Source organism: Dyella sp. OK004 (assembly GCF_900114495.1).
Taxonomy (GTDB): Bacteria; Pseudomonadota; Gammaproteobacteria; order Xanthomonadales; family Rhodanobacteraceae; genus Dyella_D.
The window spans coordinates 402,255-424,371 of sequence record NZ_FOZI01000001.1 but is presented as its reverse complement, the minus strand read 5'-3'; the positions used below and the strand labels follow the sequence as shown (position 1 = coordinate 424,371).

At 64.1% G+C, this 22,117-nt stretch carries 15 protein-coding genes and 1 riboswitch; of the genes, 9 read left to right on the top strand and 6 right to left on the bottom strand.

The window, feature by feature from the left end:
- Positions 1–7 precede the first annotated feature (7 nt).
- The 3 genes from BM338_RS01865 to BM338_RS01855 all read left to right on the top strand — a co-directional run bounded on the left by BM338_RS01865 (position 8) and on the right by BM338_RS01855 (position 5,198).
- Positions 8–2,401, top strand: a complete 2,394-nt coding sequence (locus BM338_RS01865) for a fimbria/pilus outer membrane usher protein (protein ID WP_177229198.1) — start codon at positions 8–10, stop codon at positions 2,399–2,401.
- The gene (locus tag BM338_RS01860; protein WP_090449070.1) at positions 2,398–3,357 is read left to right on the top strand and encodes a Csu type fimbrial protein; all 960 of its coding nucleotides are present in this window, start codon (positions 2,398–2,400) and stop codon (positions 3,355–3,357) included. The genes BM338_RS01865 and BM338_RS01860 overlap by 4 nt, the downstream gene beginning before the upstream one ends.
- Before the next feature lie 515 nt (positions 3,358–3,872).
- Positions 3,873–5,198, top strand: a complete 1,326-nt coding sequence (locus BM338_RS01855; protein WP_255367163.1) for an alpha-amylase family protein — start codon at positions 3,873–3,875, stop codon at positions 5,196–5,198.
- A 37-nt stretch (positions 5,199–5,235) separates the two neighbouring features.
- On the opposite strand, the gene BM338_RS01850 is transcribed toward BM338_RS01855, so the two are convergent.
- Entirely contained in the window at positions 5,236–6,156 is a 921-nt protein-coding gene (locus tag BM338_RS01850; protein WP_090449069.1) for a LysR family transcriptional regulator ArgP, read from the bottom strand.
- A gap of 106 nt (positions 6,157–6,262) precedes the next feature.
- Between BM338_RS01850 and BM338_RS01845 the strand changes: the two genes are divergently transcribed.
- From BM338_RS01845 to BM338_RS01835, 3 genes are all read left to right on the top strand, one after another.
- Positions 6,263–6,880 carry a LysE/ArgO family amino acid transporter gene (locus BM338_RS01845; RefSeq protein ID WP_090449068.1) on the top strand — a complete coding sequence of 206 codons (618 nt, stop codon included), beginning with the start codon at positions 6,263–6,265 and terminating at the stop codon, positions 6,878–6,880.
- 52 nt (positions 6,881–6,932) lie between these two features.
- Complete coding sequence (locus tag BM338_RS01840; protein WP_090449067.1) at positions 6,933–8,564, top strand: NAD+ synthase; 1,632 nt, start codon at positions 6,933–6,935, stop codon at positions 8,562–8,564.
- A gap of 401 nt (positions 8,565–8,965) precedes the next feature.
- Complete coding sequence (locus BM338_RS01835; protein WP_218156285.1) at positions 8,966–9,679, top strand: GNAT family N-acetyltransferase; 714 nt, start codon at positions 8,966–8,968, stop codon at positions 9,677–9,679.
- Between the two features lie 57 nt (positions 9,680–9,736).
- On the opposite strand, the gene BM338_RS01830 is transcribed toward BM338_RS01835, so the two are convergent.
- Positions 9,737–10,576: an outer membrane protein assembly factor BamD gene (locus tag BM338_RS01830; RefSeq protein WP_090449065.1), complete on the bottom strand. Its 840-nt coding sequence runs from the start codon at positions 10,574–10,576 to the stop codon at positions 9,737–9,739.
- Positions 10,577–10,646: 70 nt separating this feature from the next.
- Here BM338_RS01830 and rluD point away from each other — a divergent pair, with 70 nt between their 5' ends.
- Together rluD and pgeF are read left to right on the top strand one after the other, a co-directional pair.
- Positions 10,647–11,624 carry a 23S rRNA pseudouridine(1911/1915/1917) synthase RluD gene (rluD, locus tag BM338_RS01825; RefSeq protein WP_090449064.1) on the top strand — a complete coding sequence of 326 codons (978 nt, stop codon included), beginning with the start codon at positions 10,647–10,649 and terminating at the stop codon, positions 11,622–11,624.
- Between the two features lie 4 nt (positions 11,625–11,628).
- Positions 11,629–12,378 carry a peptidoglycan editing factor PgeF gene (pgeF, locus tag BM338_RS01820; RefSeq protein ID WP_255367162.1) on the top strand — a complete coding sequence of 250 codons (750 nt, stop codon included), beginning with the start codon at positions 11,629–11,631 and terminating at the stop codon, positions 12,376–12,378.
- A gap of 43 nt (positions 12,379–12,421) precedes the next feature.
- Here pgeF and otsA read toward each other — a convergent pair whose 3' ends face one another.
- The 3 genes from otsA to otsB are packed head-to-tail and all read right to left on the bottom strand — an operon-like array spanning position 12,422 to position 16,429.
- Complete coding sequence (gene otsA / locus BM338_RS01815) at positions 12,422–13,807, bottom strand: alpha,alpha-trehalose-phosphate synthase (UDP-forming) (protein ID WP_090449062.1); 1,386 nt, start codon at positions 13,805–13,807, stop codon at positions 12,422–12,424.
- A complete protein-coding gene (locus tag BM338_RS01810; RefSeq protein WP_090449061.1) occupies positions 13,804–15,630 on the bottom strand; it encodes a glycoside hydrolase family 15 protein in 1,827 nt (608 codons plus the stop codon). Before BM338_RS01810 ends, otsA begins: the two co-directional genes overlap by 4 nt.
- Positions 15,602–16,429, bottom strand: a complete 828-nt coding sequence (gene otsB, locus BM338_RS01805) for a trehalose-phosphatase (protein WP_090449060.1) — start codon at positions 16,427–16,429, stop codon at positions 15,602–15,604. Before otsB ends, BM338_RS01810 begins: the two co-directional genes overlap by 29 nt.
- A 182-nt stretch (positions 16,430–16,611) precedes the next feature.
- Between otsB and clpB the strand changes: the two genes are divergently transcribed.
- Positions 16,612–19,200, top strand: a complete 2,589-nt coding sequence (gene clpB, locus BM338_RS01800) for an ATP-dependent chaperone ClpB (protein ID WP_090449059.1) — start codon at positions 16,612–16,614, stop codon at positions 19,198–19,200.
- Between the two features lie 63 nt (positions 19,201–19,263).
- Here the strand turns inward: clpB and BM338_RS01795 are convergent, their stop codons facing one another.
- On the bottom strand, positions 19,264–21,279 hold the full coding sequence (locus BM338_RS01795) for a phosphocholine-specific phospholipase C (protein WP_090449058.1): 2,016 nt from the start codon (positions 21,277–21,279) through the stop codon (positions 19,264–19,266).
- Between the two features lie 621 nt (positions 21,280–21,900).
- Positions 21,901–22,117, top strand: a riboswitch (cobalamin riboswitch).

Here is a 22,117-nt window from a genome sequence, read left to right as displayed (position 1 = left end):
CATGCTCATGCTGCGCGGACCTGACCATGGGCATGCGCGGGATAGAAGGAGCGAGCGGAATGACGGTGCCCGGACGCTGCGCCGCTGCGTGCTGGCGCTGTCGCTGCCGATGGTCCTGACCGGCCGGGTCTGGGGTGGCGACATACCCGAGTCGCTGGTGCTCGGCATGAGCCAGCCGCAGGAGGTGTATCTGGAGGTGACCCTCAACGGGCAGCCCACCGGACAGCTCCTGCGCTTTCGCGCCACCGGCAATGCGCTGTCGTGTGTGGCGCACGATCTGTCCGCGATCGGCATCGATACCGACAAGCTCGGTGTGGAGCCGTCGAGCGAGGTCTCGTTGAATGCCATCGATGGCCTGCGCTATCGCTATGACGCCGCGGCGCAGCGCGTCGAACTGGAAGTACCGGATCGGTGGCGTCGCCCTTACACCGTAGATGCCCGCCAGCTTCCTGGTGTTGCGCCGGCCAGCGCCGACCGCGGCCTGCTGTTCAACTACGATGCCTATCTGCAAAGCGACAGCGGCTCGCGCCTCGCGCTGTGGTCGGAGCTGCGTTACTTCGCGCCTTCCGGTGTGCTGGACAGCACCGGGACGTTCTATGCGAACAACCGCGATCGGCGCTATGTGCGCTACGACACCTCATGGAGCCGCTCCGATCCGGCAACGCTGAGCACGCTGCAAGTGGGTGACGCGATCACATCTTCGCTGGCGTGGTCGCGCTCGGTGCGTTTTGCGGGGTTCCAGTGGCGCAGCAATTTTGCGTTGCGACCGGACCTGATCACCTTTCCGCTGCCGTCGCTCAGCGGTTCCGCCGCCGTGCCTTCCGCGGTGGATCTGTACGTCAACAATGTGCGCCGTGCGAGTGTGGAGGTGCCCAGTGGCCCCTTCGTGCTGAACAACGCCGCCGGCATCACGGGTGCCGGTCAGGCCACACTGGTGACACGCGACGCCTTAGGGCGCACGGTGACAACGTCGCTGCCGCTCTATATCGATACCCGCATGATGAGCGAAGGGCTGTCCAGCTATGCGGTGGAAGCCGGCTTTCTGCGCAGGCGCTACGGCGAGGTGTCGTTCGATTACGCGCCGAACCTGGCGGGCAGTGGGTCGTGGCGGCACGGCATCAGCGATGCGCTGACCCTGGAGGCGCATGCGGAAGCTACCAGTGGCCTGTTCAACGGCGGTGTCGGTGCGCTGGTGCGGCTGGGGCAGGCGGGCGTGCTCAGCGGTTCGCTGGCGGGTAGTGGCGGTAGTAGATTCCAGGGCGAGCAGGCGAGTGTCGGTTACCAATGGATCCAGCCGAGCCTTTCGATCGATGCGGAAATAACGCGAAGCTTCGGTGATTACGGCGACCTTGCCACGCGCGAAGGCTCGCCGACGCTGCGCTCGCTGGACCGGCTCACCTTTTCGGTGCCGCTCGTCGGCGGCCAGAATCTCTCGCTGAGCTATATCGGTCTGCACCAGCGCGGTACACCAGCATCGCGTATTGGCTCCTTGTCATATCTATGGTCCGTCGCAAGACGTCTGTCGCTAAACCTCAGCGCGTACCGCGACTTCGCGCAACACCATTCGCATGGCATTTTCTTCAGCGTCAATCTGTCGCTGGACCACCAGCAGACTGCCAGTGCGCTGGTCGGTAGTCAGAGCGGGCAGTCGTACTACAACCTGCAGGCATTGCGTCCCGCCGATTACGCCGGAGGCTGGGGCTGGGGTGTGCAGGACGGGCGCAGCGGCGGCATCGGTTTCCGCCAGGCGCAGTTGCAGTATCTGGGCTCGGCCGGACAAGTGACTGCGCTGGTGCAATCCGCCGCCGGCCACACGGTGACCTCGCTCGACGCATTGGGCTCGGTGGTGTGGATGGACGGCAGCCTGCAGGCTGCGCGGCATATCTATGACGGCTTTGCCCTGGTATCCACCGATGGCGTGGCGAATGTGCCGGTGCTGCACGAGAACCGTGTCATCGGGCATACCGATGACGGCGGGCATCTGCTGATTCCCGATCTCAACGCCTACCAGAACAATGCGCTGGCGATCGATAGCATGAAGCTGGCGCCCGACATGCGCGTGGATACCACCACCTTGACGGCTGTACCGCAGTCGCAGTCCGGTGTGTTGGCGCATTTTCCGATCACGCGTTACGCCGCTGCGTCGATTGTGCTGCGCGATGGCGAAGGCAAGTCGCTGCCGCCGGGCACGCGCGTTCATCACGAAGAGAGCGGCGCCGATACGGTGGTGGGTTACGACGGGCTCACCTTTATCAGCGAGCTGCGCGCCGAGAACCATCTGCGTCTCGAAGGCGCGGATTGGCATTGTGCGGTGAGCTTCGCTTATCAGGCACCTGCCGATCACTCGTTACCGGTGATCGGTCCGCTGGTCTGTCAGCGTCAGGCGGGAGGAGCGCCATGAAGGCGATGTTCTGCCTGCTGTTGATGGGCCTGTTACTGTGCTGCGGTAACGAAGCAAAAGCGCAGACCTGCACAGCGGCCCCCAGCAACATGGTGTTCGGTAGCGTCAGCCCGATCAGCGGCGCCGCCGTTCAAGGCACCGCTACTATTACCGTCACCTGCAACTGGACCATTATCTCGCTGCAGCCGAACGCGCAGGTGTGTCTGAACCTGGCTGCGCCCAGCCCGCGCCAGCTCAGCAATGGCAGCAACACCATGCAGTACGACTTGTATCGTGACAGTGCCCGTACCCAACCGTGGGGTTCGACCACGAATGGCACGACGCCGATCTCCCTCAGTATCGCCAAGCCGTTGATTGGCACCACGGCCAGTCAATCGGTGACGTACTACGGGCTGATTGCCGCCAATCAGCCCACTGTGCCATCGGTGGGAAACAGCGATACGGTCTATAGCCAGAATTTCACTAGCGCCCAGACCGTATTGGCGTATCAGTACTACCTGTTGATTGCGCCGGCATGCACTTCGATTGCCGCTTCGGGCGGTAGCTTTCCCTTCACCGCTACCGCCACAGTGGTGAACAACTGCAACATCAGCGCTAGCAACCTCAATTTCGGCACGGCCGGGGTGCTAAAGACCGGGCTTTCCGCAAGCAGCAATTTATCCGTCAAATGCACCAATAACGATGCGTACCGCATCTCGCTCAACGGTGGCGGCAGCACCAACGTCGCCGCGCGAGTGATGCAGCGGCAGGGTGGCGGCGGTTCGGTGAACTACCAGCTGTACACGGATCTTGCGCACACTCAGGTCTGGGGTGATGGCAGCGGTAGCACCACCCGCGTCACTGCCACCGGTACGGGCAATACGCAGGCCATCACGGTATACGGCAGCGTGCCGGCACAGACCACGCCGATGCCGGGCAACTACAGCGACACCATTACGGCCACCATCGAATTCTGAGGGACACTCAGAATGTCACTTGCCACAGGCTCGGAGTGATAGGTACGGAAGACCGGGGAGCCTTGGCATGCGGCGGACGATGCGCGCCGGGCTGCACGCCGTAAGGCGAATCCAATGCGCACTCCACCGATGGAGCGGTCTGGTCGGCCTGCTCTCCGTCAACCTGCCGCACTACGCAGCTTTCCTTGATCACGAGACTGACCTCGACAGTTGCGGTTTCGTTGGATGAAGCCTGGTATGCAACCGACATCAGGGACAGAGTGGCCACGCTAACGAACAAACATTTGAGCATACGGCGGAAGGCTGGATGAGAAGCGGTTGGCGGGATGATGGGTGGTTATGACATCAGGTCGGCCGCGGCCGGAAAATCTTTAAGAAGGGCGGTGTCCGGCGATGGGATTTAGGCCGAATTCGTCACAGATGGTGTTGATTAAGTGCAAGGCAACGTAGGTATGCCTTGATAGCTTGAGTGGATGCCTGCCACGCCGGCTGTCATCTATCCAGGGAGCTACCCGATGTATGCCAAGAGAAACCGCGTCCGTCCGCAAGGAATTTTCTTTGCCTTGCTTGGATGGATATGTCTACTGTGCTCTTGGCTACCTACCGCGGCCGCGCAAACGCCGCCCGGCGACGAACCCGGCAGTCAGAAGGTCTACCGCACGGAGTTCGGTCCGAACAAATCGATCTTCCGGCCCTCGCGCGATCCTGCGCGCACGGCCAACGGCCTGGCACTGACGCCGCCGATGGGATGGAACAGCTGGAACAAGTTCGGTTGCAAGATCGACGAGCAAGCCGTGCGCAACGTGACCGACGCCATGGTCAGCAGCGGCATGCGCGATGCCGGCTACGCATACGTCGTCATCGATGATTGCTGGCAGAGCGGGCGCGATGCGGACGGCAACATCGTGGCCGACCCGGTGAAGTTTCCTTCCGGCATCAAGGCGCTCGCCGATTACATTCATTCCCGGGGATTGAAGTTCGGGATCTATTCGGACGCCGGCACCAAGACTTGCGGGCGCCGCCCCGGCAGCCTTGGGCACGAATACCAGGACGCACTCACCTATGCGCGCTGGGGTGCCGACTATCTCAAGTACGACTGGTGCTTTACCGGCACGCGCGACAGTGAAGAGGCCTATACGACGATGGCGGATGCGCTGCGTGCCACCGGGCGCGACATCGTGTTCTCGATCTGCAACTGGGGTGTCAACCGGCCGACCATGACCGACAAGTCGATGCCCTGGGAATGGGGCGAGAAGGTTGGCAACCTGTGGCGCACCACGGAAGACATTTACGACACGTGGGCGGGCCGCAAAGGTACCAGCCTGGGCGTGGTGAATATCCTCGACCTGACCGAGCCGCTGTATGCCTATGCCGGACCGGGTCACTGGAACGATCCCGACATGCTCGAGATCGGCAATGGCGGCATGACCGACGACGAATACCGTTCGCAGTTCAGTCTGTGGGCGATCATCGCCGCGCCGCTGCTGGCGGGTAACGATATTGCCGCGATGGATGCGAAGACCAAAGAGATTCTGCTCAATCACGAGATCATCGCCGTCGATCAGGACAAGCTTGGCGTGGCGGGCCATCGCGTGCGCGATGACGGCGACCTGGAGGTGTGGGCCAGGCCATTGGCGAACGGCGATCGCGCCGTTGTGCTGTTCAATCGCAGCGACAAGCCCGCGGACATCACCGCGCATTGGACCGATCTCGGTTTTCCGGAGGCGCTCTCGCTCAACGTCCGCGATCTTTGGGCGCACCGGTCGCTAGGTCGTGCTGCCGGGCACTTCTCTGCCCGGGTTCCCTCGCATGGTGTGGTGATGGTGCGGCTGGCGTTGTAGGACTGATTCCGGCGACGGTGACGCCGGTACTCCAGACTCAGGTGTGCCGGCGTGTTGTATCGGAGAGGCGCAGGCCCTGAGCGGCGGCGGCGATCAAGGCATCGGTAACGTGAGACAGGGTGACCGAGCGGATCGACCAGTGCTGCCAATACAGCGGCACATCCAGCCAGCGTCCGGGCTCCAGCGCCTGTACCGTGCCCTCGCCAAGCGGGCGCTTCAACATCGATTCCGGTGCCATCGCCCAACCCAGTCCAAGTGCGGCGGCTTCGACGAACCCAGTCGACGAGGGCAGGTAATGCATCGGCGGCGCTAACCGCGCGCGCGTGACGCTACGCATGAAGCGCCATTGCAAGGCGTCCTTGCGATTGAACACCAGCATCGGCGCATGCCCCAGCGAGGCGGCATCGAGGCCTTTGGCGAAATGCCGGGCGACGAAGGCCGGCGAAGCCACCGGCAGATAGCGCATCACACCCAGCTTGCGCACCGTGCAGCCCTGCACCGGATGCGCATCGGCGGTGATGGCGCCGAGCACCGAGCCGTCGCGCAGCAGGTCGGTGGAGTGGTCCTGATCTTCCACGCGCACATCGAACAGGAGCCGATGGCGCTGATGCAGTTCGGCCAGCGCACCGAGGAACCACGTCGCCAGTGAGTCGGCATTGACAGCGATCGCCACCGTGGTGGGGTTGGCCTCGCCGGTACGTTCGACAGCGAAATCGTCCAGCGTTTCGGCTTCCAGCAATTGCAACTGCTGCACGCTGCGCAGCAGGCGTTGCCCGGCTTCGGTGGCGCGGCAGGGCGACTGGCGCAGGATCAATATCTGCCCGAGACGATCCTCCAGCGCCTTGATGCGCTGGGAAATGGCGGAAGGGGTGATCGACAGGCGGCGCGCCGCGCTTTCGAAGCTGCCTTCGCTGAGCACGGCGGCGAAGGCGGACAGCTGTGGATTGAGCAGGCTCATCGGCGTCATCCGGCGACATTAGAAAATCTAATGGTGACTAAGGATATTTAGTTTTACTGAATTGATGAAATCCTCGACATTGGCGGCCTTCCTGTCGAGGTTCCCCATGCAGACGTCCGCCTACTTCGCCGGCCTCGCCGCTGGCGCCGGTCTTATCATCGCCATCGGTGCGCAAAACGCCTTTGTTTTGCGCCAGGGTCTGCAGCGCCGCCATGTCGGTTCGGTGGTGCTGGTCTGCGTGCTGGCCGATGTGGCGCTGATCCTGCTGGGTGTGGCCGGCATGGGCCTGGCGGTGAAGAGCCAGCCGGGGCTGATGCAGGTGCTGCGTTTCGCCGGGGCTGCGTTTCTGGCCAGCTACGCCTTCCTGGCCGCACGGCGCGCCTGGCGCGGTGAAAGCGGTTTGCAGCCGGCCGGGAATGGCACCTCCGGCCGCGGTCGCGTCGTTCTTGCTTGCCTCGGCTTTACCCTGCTCAACCCGCACGTTTATCTGGATACCGTGGTGCTGCTCGGCAGCCTGTCCACGCATTACGAGGGGCAGGGTCGCTGGGCTTTCGCGTGGGGTGCCTCTACGGCGAGCGTCATCTGGTTTGTCGCGCTGGGCTATGGCGCGCGCGTGTTGTTGCCGGTATTCCGCAGCCCGCTGGCCTGGCGCGTGTTCGACGTGCTGGTGGCCGCTTTCATGCTGCTGCTGGCGGTACTGCTGGTGGTCCAGCCGATGGGCTAGCAGGGGTGCTCGGGTATCATAGGCGGCCTCCCCCCGCAGTGGACCCGAACGCATGTCCTCCCTTCGTCTGGCGCTGGCGCAGTTCGATTTTCCGGTAGGCGCGGTCGCGGCCAATGCCGCGCGGGTCGGTGACCTGCTGGCACAGGCGCGCGAAGGTGGTGCGGATCTGATCGTGTTTCCCGAGCTGACCCTGAGCGGTTATCCGCCGGAGGATCTGCTGCTGCGGCCGAGCTTCCTGGCTGCCTGCGACAGTGAGCTGCATGCGCTGGCGGCGGCCACCAATGGTGTGGCGGCGCTGGTTGGCCATCCGCACAGCGAGGGCGAGGTGTACAACGCCGCCAGCCTGTTGCGCGCAGGCCGCGTCGAGGTGACCGCGCACAAGCAGGCGCTGCCCAACTACGGTGTGTTCGACGACAAGCGTTATTTCCGTCCAGGCCATGAAACCGCCATGGCGACGATCGAAGGCGTGCGTATCGGCCTGCTGATCTGCGAAGACATCTGGCAGCCCGAACCGGCGGCGCGCGCCGCGGCGGCCGGCGCCGAATTGATCGTGGTGATCAACGCGTCGCCCTGGGACAACGCCAAGCAGGCCGAGCGCGAAGCCGTGCTGCGCGCCCGCGCGCAGGAAACCGGTTGCGCCGTTGTGTATCTGAATCTTATCGGCGGTCAGGATGAAGTGGTCTACGACGGCGGCACGATCCTGGTGAATGGCGACGGCGAGATTGCGGCCCGTGCGCCGAGTTTCGCCGATGCCTTGCTGTGGGCCGGCTTCGATGCCGACACCCGCACGCTGACGCCGGAAAATTGGCCGGCGCTGACGGCCGATGCGCCGGAAGCAACGCTGTATGCCGCGCTGGTGCGCGGCATCCGCGACTACATCGACAAGAACGGTTTCGGTGGCGTGCTGCTGGGACTTTCCGGTGGCATCGATTCCGCGCTGACGCTGGCGCTGGCGGTGGATGCTCTGGGGCCGCAGCGTGTCACGGCGATAATGATGCCTTCGCGCTACACCTCGCAGCTATCGCTGGACGGCGCGCGCGCGCAGGCGGAGCAGCTCGGCGTGGAGTACCACATCATTCCGATCGAGCAGACTTTCCAGAGTTTTGTCGACGCGCTCACGCCAGCCTTTGCTGGCAAGCCCGCGGACATCACCGAGGAAAACCTGCAGTCGCGTACACGCGGCGCGATGCTGATGGCTCTTAGCAACAAGCACGGCCGACTGTTGCTCGCCACCGGCAACAAGAGCGAGATGGCCGTGGGCTACGCCACCTTGTATGGCGACATGTGCGGTGCCTATGCGCCGCTGAAGGATGTCTACAAGACCGTGGTGTACCGGCTGTCGCGCTGGCGCAATGGCCATGCCGCGCGCCTGGGCGAGAACGATGCGATTCCTGCCGCGGTGATCGAGCGTCCGCCGTCGGCCGAGCTGCGCGACAACCAGACCGATCAGGACTCGCTGCCGCCTTACGACGAGCTGGACGCGATCCTCGAGCGTTTTATCGAGGGCGAGCAGTCGCAGGCCGAGATCGCCGCGCAGGGCTTTCATGCCGATACCGTGCGCCGCGTGGTGCGGCTGGTGTTGCTCAACGAGTTCAAGCGGCGCCAGTCGGCGCCGGGTCCGCGCGTCACTACGCGGGCCTTCGGGCGCGAGCGGCGCTATCCGATTACGTCGGGCTGGCGCTGAGAGCAGCAAGTGTTGAGCAACGACGTATGCGGCATCTTAATTGCTCGCGACTTTGGCCCGTTTCATTGCGACGTGCCATCGCGCACTTGACAGTACGCGGTCAACTTGAAACGATCCGCGGCCGATTCAAGAGGAGTGCGCCAATGATTGTCATCGCCTCGCACAACCCCGCCACCGCTGCTGTCGGGCAGATCGCCGCCTGCTAAGGCCGCTCTCGTTTTCCGAGCGGGCTCTTATCTCGCCGGCCTCCAAGCACGCCTGACGGCCGCCTTGTCGCGGCCCCGTTCCCTGGACTGAGTCTGGATGTTCTTGTGCGCCCCCGTGGCGCCAGCAGAGTGCACAACATGACATTTCAAAGCCGCACGACCCTGGGTCGTGTCTCTGCTTACTTGCGTGCCCGCATGGCACTGCAAGGAAGCGGCCTGCGCGTGGCCCCTTTTACCCTGACCTTCGATACGGCCAGCGCCGAGCCATCCCGCAACTACGCTACGCCGGACGACGGCGCGACACCGGATGCCGCGGCATTGTCGGCCCTGGTTACCGCGTTCAAGCGCCGGCAACGCACACCGCGGCTGGAGTACATCGGCGAGCTCGCGCCCGCGGTGCTGCCGTTTCTGCTTACCGAGGGCTTCGCGGCCGAGCAGCCCCTGTCGCTGATGACCTGCACGCGCGACACCCTTGCCGGGGATGGTGATCTGGCAGGGGTCGAGTGGCAGCTGGCCGAATGCGAAGCCGATCTGCGCGCCGCCGCCCATGTGCAGAACCTGGCGTTTGGCGTCGCTGAAACCACGCCCGCGGACGTGGAGCGTCTGGTGCGCGTGGTTGGCCAGGGTGGCGCGGTGGCGCTGGCGCGTGCCAGTGGCAGCCGCGAAACCTTGGGGGCTGGCCTCTACTCGCCGCCGCTCGGGGGTGTCGCCGAGATTGCCGCCATCGGCGTACATGCGGAAGCACGTGGTCGCGGTGTCGGTCGCGCGATGGCCGCCCTGCTGGCCGAGCACGCGCTGGTGCAGGGTATTGAACTGCCGTTCCTGATGACGGCCCGCGAGAACGAGGACCGAGTTTACGCCAGGGCCGGCTTCAGTCGCTTCGGCGAGCTGGTGGCGATGATGCGATGAAAACAAAAAAGCCGCGATCCTTGCGGGTCGCGGCGTTCTTTGTGGAGCCGGTCTGGCTTAGTGGTGGCCGGAGAACGGCACCATCTTGCGCAGGATCGACGGTGCATGCGGCCACTTGGCGTCGGTCAGGTAGGGGTGGTCCGGATAGTTCAGGGCCAGCACCTGGCGAGTCTGGTCGGCCAGCTTGGGCTGCTCCAGGCCGATGTAGCTGCGGGTGAGGATAGCCAGCGCGTCGCCAGTCTGCGGCGCCTGCTGGTAGTGCTCGATTACGTACTGGGCGCGGTCGGCCGAGGCGACGAAGGCCTTGTTGCGCAGATAGAACTCGGCCACGTTGACCTCGAACTGGGCCAGCACGTTGCGCAGGTAGATCATGCGCTGGCGGGCATCGGCCGAGTAGGCGCTGTCCGGGAAGCGGCGGGTCAGCTCCGAGAAGTCGTCAAACGCCTGCAGGTTGTAGCCCTGGTCGCGGCGCGACTGCGACTGGGTGCGCTGGAAAACGCGCTCCACGAAGCCACCGGTACGGTCGAAATTGATCAGGCCGCGCAGGTAATAGGCATAATCGACATGTTTGTGGGTCGGATACGTCTTGATGAAGCGGTTGATCGTGGAATAAGCGTCGTCCGGCTGGTTGTCCTTGTACTGCGAATAGGCCAGATCAAGCTGGGCCTGTTCGTTGTAGTCGCCGGACGGGAAGCGGGCGATCAGGCGCTGGTAGGCCTTGGTCGAAGCCGCATAGTCGGCGTGTTCCAGCGAGTTGTGCGCGTTGGCGTACAGCTTGTCCACCGGCATGGTGTCGATGGTGTCCTTCTTGTGGCCGAACATCGAGCACGCGCTCATCGAGGCGGCGACGGCGAGCACAAGGAGTACTTTGAGGGTCTGCAGCTTGGTTACGCGCATGAGAAAGGGTTCAGATGTTTGATCGAAAAGGGATGATAGCCGAAACCGCCGGGCACTCGGGCAGGCAGCTATGACGACCATCCGTCATGAGGCCACCGTGCCGCTGTCCGCCGCAGGTTGGCGTTTCGACCGGGCTTTGGCCGAGATGTTCCCGGAATATTCGCGTTCGCGCCTGACCGCCTGGGTCAAAGCCGGCGCGGTGACCCTGGATGGCGCCCTGGCGCCGCCCCGCCAGCTCTTGCGGGGTGGCGAGCAGGTGAAGCTGGAAGCCGTGCTGGAGGCTGAAGTGGAGCTGGCCCCGGAGGCCATCGACCTGGATATCGTCCACGAAGACGATCACGTCCTGGTGCTGAACAAGCCGGCCGGCCTGGTCGTGCATCCCGGCGCCGGCAATCCCGCCGGCACCTTGCTGAACGCCTTGCTGCATCACGATCCGAAGCTGGCCGAACTGCCGCGCGGCGGCATCGTGCATCGCCTGGACAAGGACACCTCAGGGCTGATGGTGGTCGCCAAGACCCTGCCGGCTCATACGGCCCTGGTCGAAATGCTGTCCCGCCACGACGTGGAGCGCCAATACGAAGCTATCGTGCTGGGCACCCTGGTGGCTGGCGGAACCGTGGACGCGCCGATCGGCCGCCATATGGGCGACCGCCTGCGCCAGGCCGTGCGCGACGAAGAAGACGGCAAGCATGCCGTCACCCATTACCGCCTGCGCGAGCGCTTCCGCGCGCACACCTTGCTCCAGTGCAATCTAGAAACCGGGCGCACGCATCAGATCCGTGTGCACTTGGCACATATCAACCATCCGTTGGTGGGCGATCCGCTCTACGGCGGCGGCCTGCGCCTGCCCAAGGGCGCCACGCCGGAACTGGTCGTTGCCCTGCGCGGCTTCCGCCGTCAGGCGCTGCATGCGGAGCGGCTGGCCTTCGAGCATCCGGTCAGCCACGAGCCGATGTCGTTCAGCGCCAACCGCCCGTCGGACCAGCAGGAACTGATCGATGCCCTGCGCGCGGATACGCAGCAGGCCGATCCGGACGACTGGAGCTGAGCCGGTGGCGAACACCGATTGGGTGATACCCGACTGGCCGGCGCCGCCGGGCGTGCACGCGGCAGTCAGTACGCGGCAGGGGCCGGGTATATCGGCGCCGCCTTACGATCGCTTCAATCTCGGTGCGCGCAGCGGCGATGCGCCGGAGGCAGTCGTCGCAAATCGCGCTGAAGTGCAACGTTCATTGGAGCTACCGCGGGCGCCGCACTGGCTCCAACAGGTGCATGGCATCGATGTGGCCGACATCGACGAACCTGGTTCACCCGGGGTCGAGCCGCGTGCCGATGCGGCGGTGACACGTATCGCTGGCGAGCCGCTGGCGATTCTCACAGCCGACTGCCTGCCGGTGCTGTTTTGCGCCGTGGAAGGCGGCGAAATCGGCGCGGCCCACGCTGGCTGGCGTGGGCTGCTGGCTGGTGTGCTGGAAGCGACGATTGCGCGCATGCAAGCGCCGTCGTCGTCGCTGATGGCCTGGCTCGGGCCATGCATCGGCGCAGCGTCGTATGAGGTGGGCGAGGAAGTGCGCAGCGCCTTCGTCGATACCGATGCCGGCGCTGAGGCGTATTTCGTACCGACGCGTCCCGGCCACTGGTTATGCGATCTCGCCGGGCTCGCACGGCGACGACTGGCGCAGGTGAGCGTGGAGCGGGTCTACGGCGGTGGTTTCGACACGCTGACCGATCCGCGCTTCTATTCCTATCGGCGCGATGGGGCGAGCAGCGGTCGTTTCGCCAGCCTGATCTGGCTGAGCTGACTACATCTATAGGAGCGCACAGGGTGCGCTCCTATAGGGCTGATCAATCCGTCAGCGCACTGAGAAACGATTGCCGCCACGCGGTGATGTCCTGCCGTTCCAGCACATCCATCATGCTGCGCCAGCGGCGGCGGCGTTCGGCCAGCGGCATGCTCAATGCCTGTTGCAACGCATCCGCCACTTCTTCGGTATCCGCCGGGTTGACCAATAGCGCCTGCGTCAATTCCTGCGCCGCGCCGGCGAAGCGCGAGAGCACCAGCACACCAGGGTCGTCAGGGTTCTGGCTGGCGACGTATTCCTTGGCCACCAAATTCATACCGTCCCGCATCGGTGTCACCAGGCCGACCTTGGCATGGCGGTAGTAGCCGCTGAGCAGGCTGTGTGGAAAGGAGTTGTTGACGTAGCGGATCGGCACCCAGTCCGGCGCCGCATAGGTGCCGTTGATATGGCCGGCGCTGCGCTCAAGCTCGCGGCGAATCTGGCGGTACTCCGGCACGGTGCTGCGCGACGGCGGCGCGATCTGCAGGAAGCTCACCTTGCGATGCAGCTCCGGCGCGCGTTCGAGCAGGCGCGCGTAGGCGTCGAAGCGTTGCGCCAGGCCCTTAGAGTAATCCAGCCGGTCGACGCCGATGATCAACACCCGTCCATCCAGACTCGCGCGCAATTGCGCGATCTCCTCCAGCGACTCGGCCTGCTTCGCGTTCAGCGCAACCTGCCGCGTGTCGATGCCGATCGGGAACACGCCGGCGCGGAAACGCCGGTCGCCGTAGCGCAGGCGATGGCCGCGCCGCAGGCTGGCGCCGAGTTCGTGTACGAAATAGTCCTCCAGCGAACGCAGGTCGCGTGCGGTGTGCAGGCCGATCAAGTCGTAGCTGGCCAGGGTTCCCAGCAATTCGCGATGGCGCGGTAGCGCAATCAGCAGGCCGTCCGCGGGCAGCGGTGTGTGTAGAAAGAAACCCATGCGGTTGCGGATATGCCGTTGCCGAAGCATCGCCGCCAGGGGGATCAGGTGGTAGTCGTTGATCCAGATGATATCGTCCGGTTCGATCAGCTCCGCCAACCGTTCGGCGAACAGATGGTTGACGCGTAGATAGCCGTCCAGATGGCCACGATTGTAGTCGACCAGATCTGGGCGGTAGTGCAGCAACGGCCATAGCGTGCGATTGGCGTAGCCATCGTAGAAATGGTCGTGATCGCTGCGCGACAGATCCATGGTGACGTAGCGCACCGGCCCGTCCTGCAGATAGCGCAGGGTACCGGCGGTCTGGTTGGCGACCTTGCCGCTCCAGCCAAACCACAGGCCACCGCGCTCCTGCAGGGCGGCGCGCATGGCGGAGGCGAGGCCGCCGGTGGCGGTTTGCCGCGGCAGCGCCACGCGATTCGATACCACGATCAGGCGCCCGCTACGCGAGGGCGATACAGCGCTCACAAGGCATCCTCCCAGCGGCGCGACAGGCGCATCGCCGTCTGGATCAGCCCCACCAGCGAATAGGTCTGTGGAAAATTGCCCCAGTGCTCGCCGGTCGCTGGCGCGATGTCTTCCGACAACAGCCCGAGCGGATTGCGCATGGACAGCATGCGTTCGAACATCACCCGCGCCTGTCGCTTGCGGCCGATTGCGGCAAGCGCCTCGATGTACCAGAAGGTGCAGATGTTGAAGCTGGTTTCTGGCGTGCCGAAATCATCGGGCGCGATATAGCGGAACAGATAGTTGCCGCGCCCCAGCGCACGGCCAATGGCATCGACGGTAGCGATGAAGCGCGGATCCTTGCCGCGCATGAAACCGATGTCGGCAAGCAGCAACAGACTCGCATCGAGATGCTCGCCGTCATACGCATCGACGAAATGGCCCAGCTTTTCGTTCCACGCGCGCGCCGAAATGCGCGCATGCAGTTGCACAGCTTCGTCATGCCAGTAGCGCGCACGGTCGCGCAGGCCAAGCTGGGTGGCGATGTGCGCCAGGCGGTCGCAAGCCGCCCAGCACATCGCGGCGGAATAGGTATGCACCGCGGCCCGGCCGCGGAATTCCCACAGGCCCGCGTCCGGCTCTTCGGCCATGCGCAGCGCCATGCGGCCCATGCGCTCCAGGCGCGCGAAGGCGCGTTCATCGCCGCGATGTTCCAGGCGATGGTCAAAAAACAGCTGCGCTGAAGCCAGCACGACCGAGCCGTACACATCGTTCTGGCGTTGCCGCCAGGCATCGTTGCCCACGCGCACCGGGCCCATGCCGCGATAGCCGGCGAGGCCGTCGGCGTGGCGCTCCAGCAATTCGCGCTCAAAGCTGATGCCGAACACTGGCCCCACCTCGTGATCGTTCTCGCCGGAGATGATGTTGAACACGTAGCGGATGTATTCCTCCATGCTGCGTGTCGCGCCCAGCCGGTTCAGCGCGCGCACGGTGAGTGCGGCGTCGCGCAGCCAGCAATAGCGGTAGTCCCAGTTGCGCTCGGTGTGCGCGGCCTCCGGAATCGACGTGGTGAGCGCGGCGACAATGGCGCCGGTGGCTTCGTATTGGCACAGCTTCAGCGTGATCGCAGCGCGGATCACTGCCTCCTGCCATTCATAAGGCACCGATAGATAGCGCACCCAATCGCGCCAGTAGGCAAGGGTGTATTCCAGCGTGTGGTGGATGAAATCGGCCGGGCTATGGGCCAGCGTTTCGTCTGGGCCGAACACGAAATGCGCGGGCCGGTCGAGGTGGAAGAACAGGCCGCGCTCGATCAGCGGCGCGGCCACGTCGCTGGTCAGGCGCTGGGTAACGTCGCTCAACAGATAGCGGATGTGGTTGCTGCCGGTGCTGGTTTCCGGTGCGCGCTGGCCGTAGTCGCACAGGGGGCGCAGCAGCACGCGGATGCGTGGACTGCCGTTGAGCGGGCGCACGCGGCGAGCGAGCAGTACGGGGTGGTAGAAGCGGCCGTGCGAGCGGTAGCGCGGCGCGAAGTCGACAATCTCGATGGCGTTGTCGTGGCTGTCGTAGAGGTGCGTAACGAGGACCGCCGTGTTAGGGATGTAGTGCTGTTCGGCGCGCACAGCATCTTCCAGCTCGATGCTCCAGTCGCCGCCCTCGCGTTTGGGCGAGAGCAGGGCACAGAAGCTGGCATCGCTGTCGAAGCGCGGTAGGCAGGACCACACGATGCGTCCGTATCCGTCGATCAGCGCGGCGACGCTACCGTTGCCGACGACACCCAGGGACAGGCTGGACTGGGGGCTGAGCCCGGGGTTGTTAGGCGTTCCCTCCGAAGGGGTAGGCATGGGGGATGGCTCCTTGCTTAAGCACATTCAACACGCGGAACAGCCAGGCCTGCGCGGACGAAGGGCCTGGCAAGCTGTATTGGGCGAGGGTCGGCTCGCGTGCGCCGACACGCACGCTGATGCCGTTTTCGAGATTGGTGGCGGCAAAGCCGTGCTCGTCAGTGAGGTCGTCGCCGAGATACACCGGCAGCCGGCCGGCGAACGGCGCGCGTTCGAGCAGCTCGGCCACCGCTGTGCCCTTGTCCATGCCGGATGGCTTCAGTTCCAGCACTTGGCTGCCGGCCTGCAACTCATAGCCGTGCAGTTCGGGCAATAACCGCTTTATCTCGTCATGCAGCGGATCGAAATGCTCCGGCACGCTGCGGCAATGCAGCGCTACCGCCATGCCTTTGTTCTCCAGCAGCACACCAGGATGGGCGCGCGCCAGCACTTCTGCCGTGTGCAGTACCAGGGTGCGGCGGCTGCCGCTGACCTTGGTTTCACGCATCTCGCCATCGGCGTGGCGCAACTGCAGGCCGTGCAGGCCAGCCATGGCCCAGGGCGGCGAACCGAACAGCGCGTCGAGATCGCTCAGGCGGCGGCCGCTGACCAGGGCCAGCGCGCCGTCGAGCCGCGCATACAGTTCGGCGAGCAGGGCATACAGTGCGGATTCGACCCGCACTTCATCTGGCCGTTCGGCGAATTCGAGCAAAGTGCCGTCGACATCGAGGAACAGCGCCCAGCGGTCTTCGGTACCCGGCAGGGGCGGTGCCGGCAAGGGCGAAACAGGCATGTCGGAAGCGGGAAAAGACACGGACATCGTAAGAAGCCTAACAGGACGAATGTGAAAATCAGCGTGGAATCGAAGCATGTCTTTGCTGTCGCCGGGCTGAAAATACGCGCTGCTTACACACAGATAACGCTTGAATCATGATTCGGTGCCCGCACCTGTGAGGACAGTGGCGGCGAGGCCGCCAAAACTTTTACGCGGGGGTTACATCAATGCGGATGGACAAGCTCACGTCGCGTTTCCAGCAGGCGTTGGCCGATGCGCAATCACTTGCGGTCGGACGCGACAACAACATGCTCGAACCGGTCCATGTCATGGCGGCGCTGCTCGACCAGCAGGGCGGCTCGACAGGACCGTTGCTGACTCAGGCCCAGGTCAATGTGCCGGCCTTGCGCCAACGCATCGGCGAGGCCTTGGAGCGCCTGCCTCGCGTCAGCGGGCAGGAAGGCAATGTGCACGTCGGCAACGAGCTGACGCGCCTGCTCAACCTCACCGACAAGCTGGCGCAGCAGCGCGGCGACCAGTTCATTGCCAGCGAGCTGTTCGTGCTTGCAGCGCTGGACGACAAGGGCGAGCTCGGCGCGGCGCTCAAGGCCGCGGGTGCCACCAAGGCGAATCTCGAAGCGGCCATCGACAAATTGCGCGGTGGCGAGAAAGTACAGAGCGAGAACGCGGAAGAACAACGCCAGGCGCTGGAGAAATATTGCGTCGATCTCACCTCGCGCGCCGAGAGCGGCAAGCTCGATCCGGTGATTGGCCGCGACGAGGAAATCCGCCGCACCATCCAGGTGCTGCAACGTCGCACCAAGAACAACCCGGTGCTGATCGGCGAGCCCGGCGTAGGCAAGACCGCCATCGTCGAAGGTTTGGCCCAGCGCATCGTCAAGGGCGAAGTGCCAGAAGGTCTGCGCGATCGTCGCGTGCTAGCACTGGACATGGGCGCGCTAATCGCGGGCGCCAAGTTCCGCGGTGAATTCGAGGAGCGTCTGAAGGCGGTGCTCAACGACCTCTCCAAGCAGGAAGGCCGCGTCATTCTTTTCATCGATGAGCTGCACACCATGGTCGGCGCCGGCAAGGCCGACGGCGCGATGGATGCCGGCAACATGCTCAAGCCAGCACTAGCGCGCGGCGAACTGCACTGTATCGGTGCGACCACGTTGGATGAGTACCGTAAATACATCGAGAAGGACGCCGCGCTGGAGCGCCGCTTCCAGAAAGTGTTCGTGGGCGAGCCCAGCGTGGAAGACACCATCGCCATCCTGCGCGGCCTGAAAGAGCGCTACGCCGTGCATCACGGTGTGGAGATCACCGACCCGGCCATCGTCGCCGCGGCCACGTTGTCAAACCGCTACATCACCGACCGACAGTTGCCGGACAAGGCCATCGATTTGATGGATGAGGCGGCCTCGCGCATCCGCATGGAGATCGACTCCAAGCCGGAGGAGCTGGATCGTCTCGAGCGCCGCCTGATCCAGCTGAAGATCCAGCGCGAGATGCTGAAGAAAGAAACCGACGAGGCATCCAAGAAGCGTCTCGCCGATCTGGAATCGGATATCGAAAAGCTGGAGCGCGAGTTCTCCGACCTCAACGAGATCTGGAAATCCGAGAAGGCTGCGCTGCAGGGCACGACCAAGGTCAAGGAGCAGATCGAGAAGGCACGCCTGGAACTGGAGGCAGCACAGCGCCATCAGGACTACGCCAAGATGAGCGAGATCCAGTACGGCCGCTTGCCGGAACTGGAGAAGCAGCTCGCCGCCGCGCAGGCTGCCGAGAAGCAGGAATTCAAGCTGGTGCAGGACCGCGTTACCGACGAGGAAATCGCCGAGGTCGTGTCGCGCTGGACCGGTATCCCGGTCAGCAAGATGCTCGAAGGTGAACGCGACAAGCTGCTGCACATGGAGTCGTCACTGCACAAGCGCGTGGTCGGCCAGGATGAAGCTGTGCGCGCGGTGTCTGATGCGATCCGCCGTGCGCGTGCGGGCCTGTCCGATCCCAATCGTCCCTATGGCTCGTTCCTGTTCCTCGGCCCCACCGGCGTGGGCAAGACCGAGCTGTGCAAGGCGCTCGCTGAGTTCATGTTCGACACGCAGGACGCGATGGTGCGCATCGACATGAGTGAGTTCATGGAGAAGCACTCCGTGAGCCGCCTGATCGGCGCGCCTCCGGGCTATGTCGGTTACGAGGAAGGCGGCTATCTCACCGAGGCGGTGCGCCGCCGGCCGTACAGTGTGATCCTGTTGGACGAAGTGGAGAAGGCGCATCCGGATGTGTTCAACATCCTGTTGCAGGTGCTGGACGATGGTCGCCTCACCGACGGCCAGGGTCGCACGGTCGATTTCCGCAACACCGTGATCGTGATGACCTCCAATCTCGGCTCGCAGTTGATCCAGGAACTGGATTCGGACAACAGCGAGGAGAGCTACACCAAGATGAAGGCGGCGGTGCTCGGTGTGGTGCAGGCGCACTTCCGTCCTGAGTTCATCAACCGCCTCGACGAGCTGGTGGTGTTCAAGCCGCTGGAGAAGAAGGAGATCCGCAAGATCGCGCTGATCCAGCTGACCTATCTGGAGAAGCGCCTGGCCGAGCGTCAGCTGCGCCTGGAGATCAGCGACAAGGCGCTGGACCTGCTTGCCAACGTAGGTTTCGATCCGGTGTACGGCGCGCGGCCGTTGAAGCGGGCGATCCAGCAGCAGCTGGAGAATCCGCTGGCAAGGGAGATTCTGGAAGGGCGTTTCGCACCGGGCGACACCATTGTCGTCGATGCCGAAAGCGGTCACCTGGCGTTCCACAAACAGTCCTGAGGTCGTTCACCCTGTAGGAGCGCACCCCCGACTCGATCCGGGGGTGCGCTCCTACAGCGATATTCAACGAGGCTCGCTGAAGCTGGCTGCACCATTTTCCATATGGCCGGCGACGCGGCGTAGCCATCCGCTGGCTTCGGCGACCGTCGCTTTCAGGTCGTACCAGTTGGCTACGCTGCCGAGATCCCAGTGGTCAGTGACGCTGCCGTGTGCCGCCACCGAATAGATGCGTACGTCCGCGCCGACATAGCCGTTACTGACGGTGAAGGTGCAGGTGCTGCTGCCGGCATTGGTCATGGTCAGTTGCACGCGATGGTTCGTCGGGTCGTAGCTGAGCGCGATCTCCGGCATCGCCGCGGCGTTGGCCACGCTGCCCTGGAATACGCGCAGGAAGCCGTTGGGGCCGTGTGCTTCGAGCTGATAGATGCTCTTGGTGTAGGTCTTGGCGCTCCAGTAATCGGACAGTGTCTTGCCGGCTTCCACCGTGTAGCGCCACGGGCCGTCGCTGCGATTGGCGGCATACACCTGGAACACTGCGCCGGTGGTGCCGGTGTTGTTGAACTGCAGTACGTAGCGGCCGGTGGAGGTGTTCACGCTGCCCTTGATGTCCAGCTCATACGGCAACGCACGCGCCGGGCGGGTGGCGTTCGATTCCGCGCCAGGCATGCTCTGCGTGCCCGGGACGGTGGGCGCGGGCAGGGTGGAGCACTGCTGGTCGGCCTGCGCGGGATAGCCGCTGGTTCCCGGCAAGTTCGGCCATGCGGTGTTGCTGCCGCTGAAATCGAACACTGAGGTCAGGTCGCCGCACACCGAGCGGCGCCACGCGCTGATATTCGGTTCGGCAACGCCGAAGCGTTTTTCCAGGAAGCGCAGTACCGAGGTGTGATCGAACACTTCCGAACAGACCCAGCCGCCGGTGGACCATGGCGAGATCACCGTCATTGGCACGCGGAAACCCAGGCCGATTGGTTTGCCGTTGCTGATCTCGCCTGTGGTGCTGACGGTGGAAAGGCCGTTGGCGGATGACGACGGCGGCGTCGGCGGCGGCACGTGGTCGAAGAAACCGCCGTTCTCGTCGTAGTTGAGGATGAACACCGTCTTGGCATACACGCTGGGGTTGGCGACCAGTGCGGCCAGCAACTGCGCGCTGAGGTTTTCGCCGTAAGCCGGCTTGTAGTTGGCATGCTCGGAGAGGTAATCCGGCGCCACGATCCATGACACCTGCGGCAGCGTGTCGTTTGCCACGTCGTTGGCAAAAGCCGTCACCAGGCTCTGCACGGTCGCCATGCCACGGTCGTATAGCGGCTGGCCCGGCGATGACTTCTTGAAGTTGCTGAACCAGGCCAGCGCGTTGTCGTCAAAATTGTTGCTCTGCTGATAGACCTTCCAGCTGATACCCGCCGCTTGCAGGCGCTCGGCATACGTCGTCCAGCTGAAACCTCCGCTCGGCTCGGTGTTGTCCAGCACCGCCGACTGTCCCACCGAAAGCCCGTTGCTGCCGGTGAAGAAATGCAGGCGATTCGGGTTGGTCTGCGTGAGCGTGGAGCAGAAGTACTGGTCGCAGATGGTGAAGTTATCGGCCAGCGCGTAATAGAACGGCAGGTCGTTGCGCGCGAAGTAACCCATGCCGAGGCCGGGCGAGCGCGCGGTGTTCCACGAGTCGAATTTGCCGTTGTTCCAGATCGCCGTGTCCACTGGATAACTCATCGCCGGCGCATTGATGCAGATGCCGCTGGTGGTGGTCGTGTCCATGTGGAACGGCAGCATGTAGCCGGCCGAGTTGCCGGTGTACGGCTGGTGCCACACGTTCTGCGTACCGCCAGGCAGCGGTGCCGGCACGCGATCGGCGAAGCCGCGCACGCCGGCCATGCTGCCGTAGTAGTGATCGAACGCCCGGTTCTCCTGCATGAAGATCACCACGTGCTGCACGTCGGTGATGGTGCCGTTGACCGATGCGGCGGGAGTTGACAGGGCCTGCCGGATGGCCGGTGGCAGTGCGGATATCGCGGCCAGTCCACCGGCGGAGGCGGCGGCCATCTTGAGGAAATTGCGGCGTTTGACGTCGTGGTTCTCGCTCATGCCGGGGCTCCTGGTGGGGCCGGCATGGGTGGCCGGCGGCAGGTGGGGACCTGTCGCCTAGGACAGCGGATGGGTGTTGCAGGGGTGTGCTGGTTGTTGGTCAGTTTCGGGACGGTTGATGGGTGGGTGGCTGAAGGTGTCTAGGTTTTCTCCCTCTTCCTCAGGGCGAGCTCCGAAGGTTGTTCCTGCATGAGAGGTGCTCGGGGGTGAGGGTTCGGCTCTCGCGAAATCCCCTCCTACTTCGTCATTCCGGCGAAGGCCGGAATCCAGTGGCGTTGTTGCTCGGTTTTAGCGTCTGCATGCCCGGGCTCGCCTGCCGCGGGCTTTCGAACCGCTGCCGCGGTCCGAGTCACTTTCTCTTTGCTGGCCCAAAGAGAAAGTAACCAAAGAGAAATGGCCTGAAGAGCAGGCGGTGTGCTTTGTAGCTACGCCTTTTCCAGTGTCACGCGTAGGGATGGTGTTCTTCTAGGCCTGATCGTCTAGCTATCACCGCCGCGCCAAGCTCTTACTCCCTCCCCTGCCTGCAGGGTTGGGGAGGGGGTGGGTGCTCGGGATCGCGTTGCTACTTGGCACCCGCTGTGTGTGTTGCCCATAAACCCCGACATATCCCGCGCTCTGCGCTAAGATCGCCCGGCCTGAGGTGACTGCCGGCTTGGTCGGTGGTTGAAACGGGAATCCGGTGCGCCGTTTTTATGGCTATTCCGGAGCTGCCCCCGCAACGGTAGGCGAGTCAACGATCAGCCATGACCACTGTGCTTCGGCATGGGAAGGCGCTGGTCGGGAAAGCATCTGCTTTCGCTCGTGAGCCCGGAGACCGGCCTTGAGGTGAACCGGACAT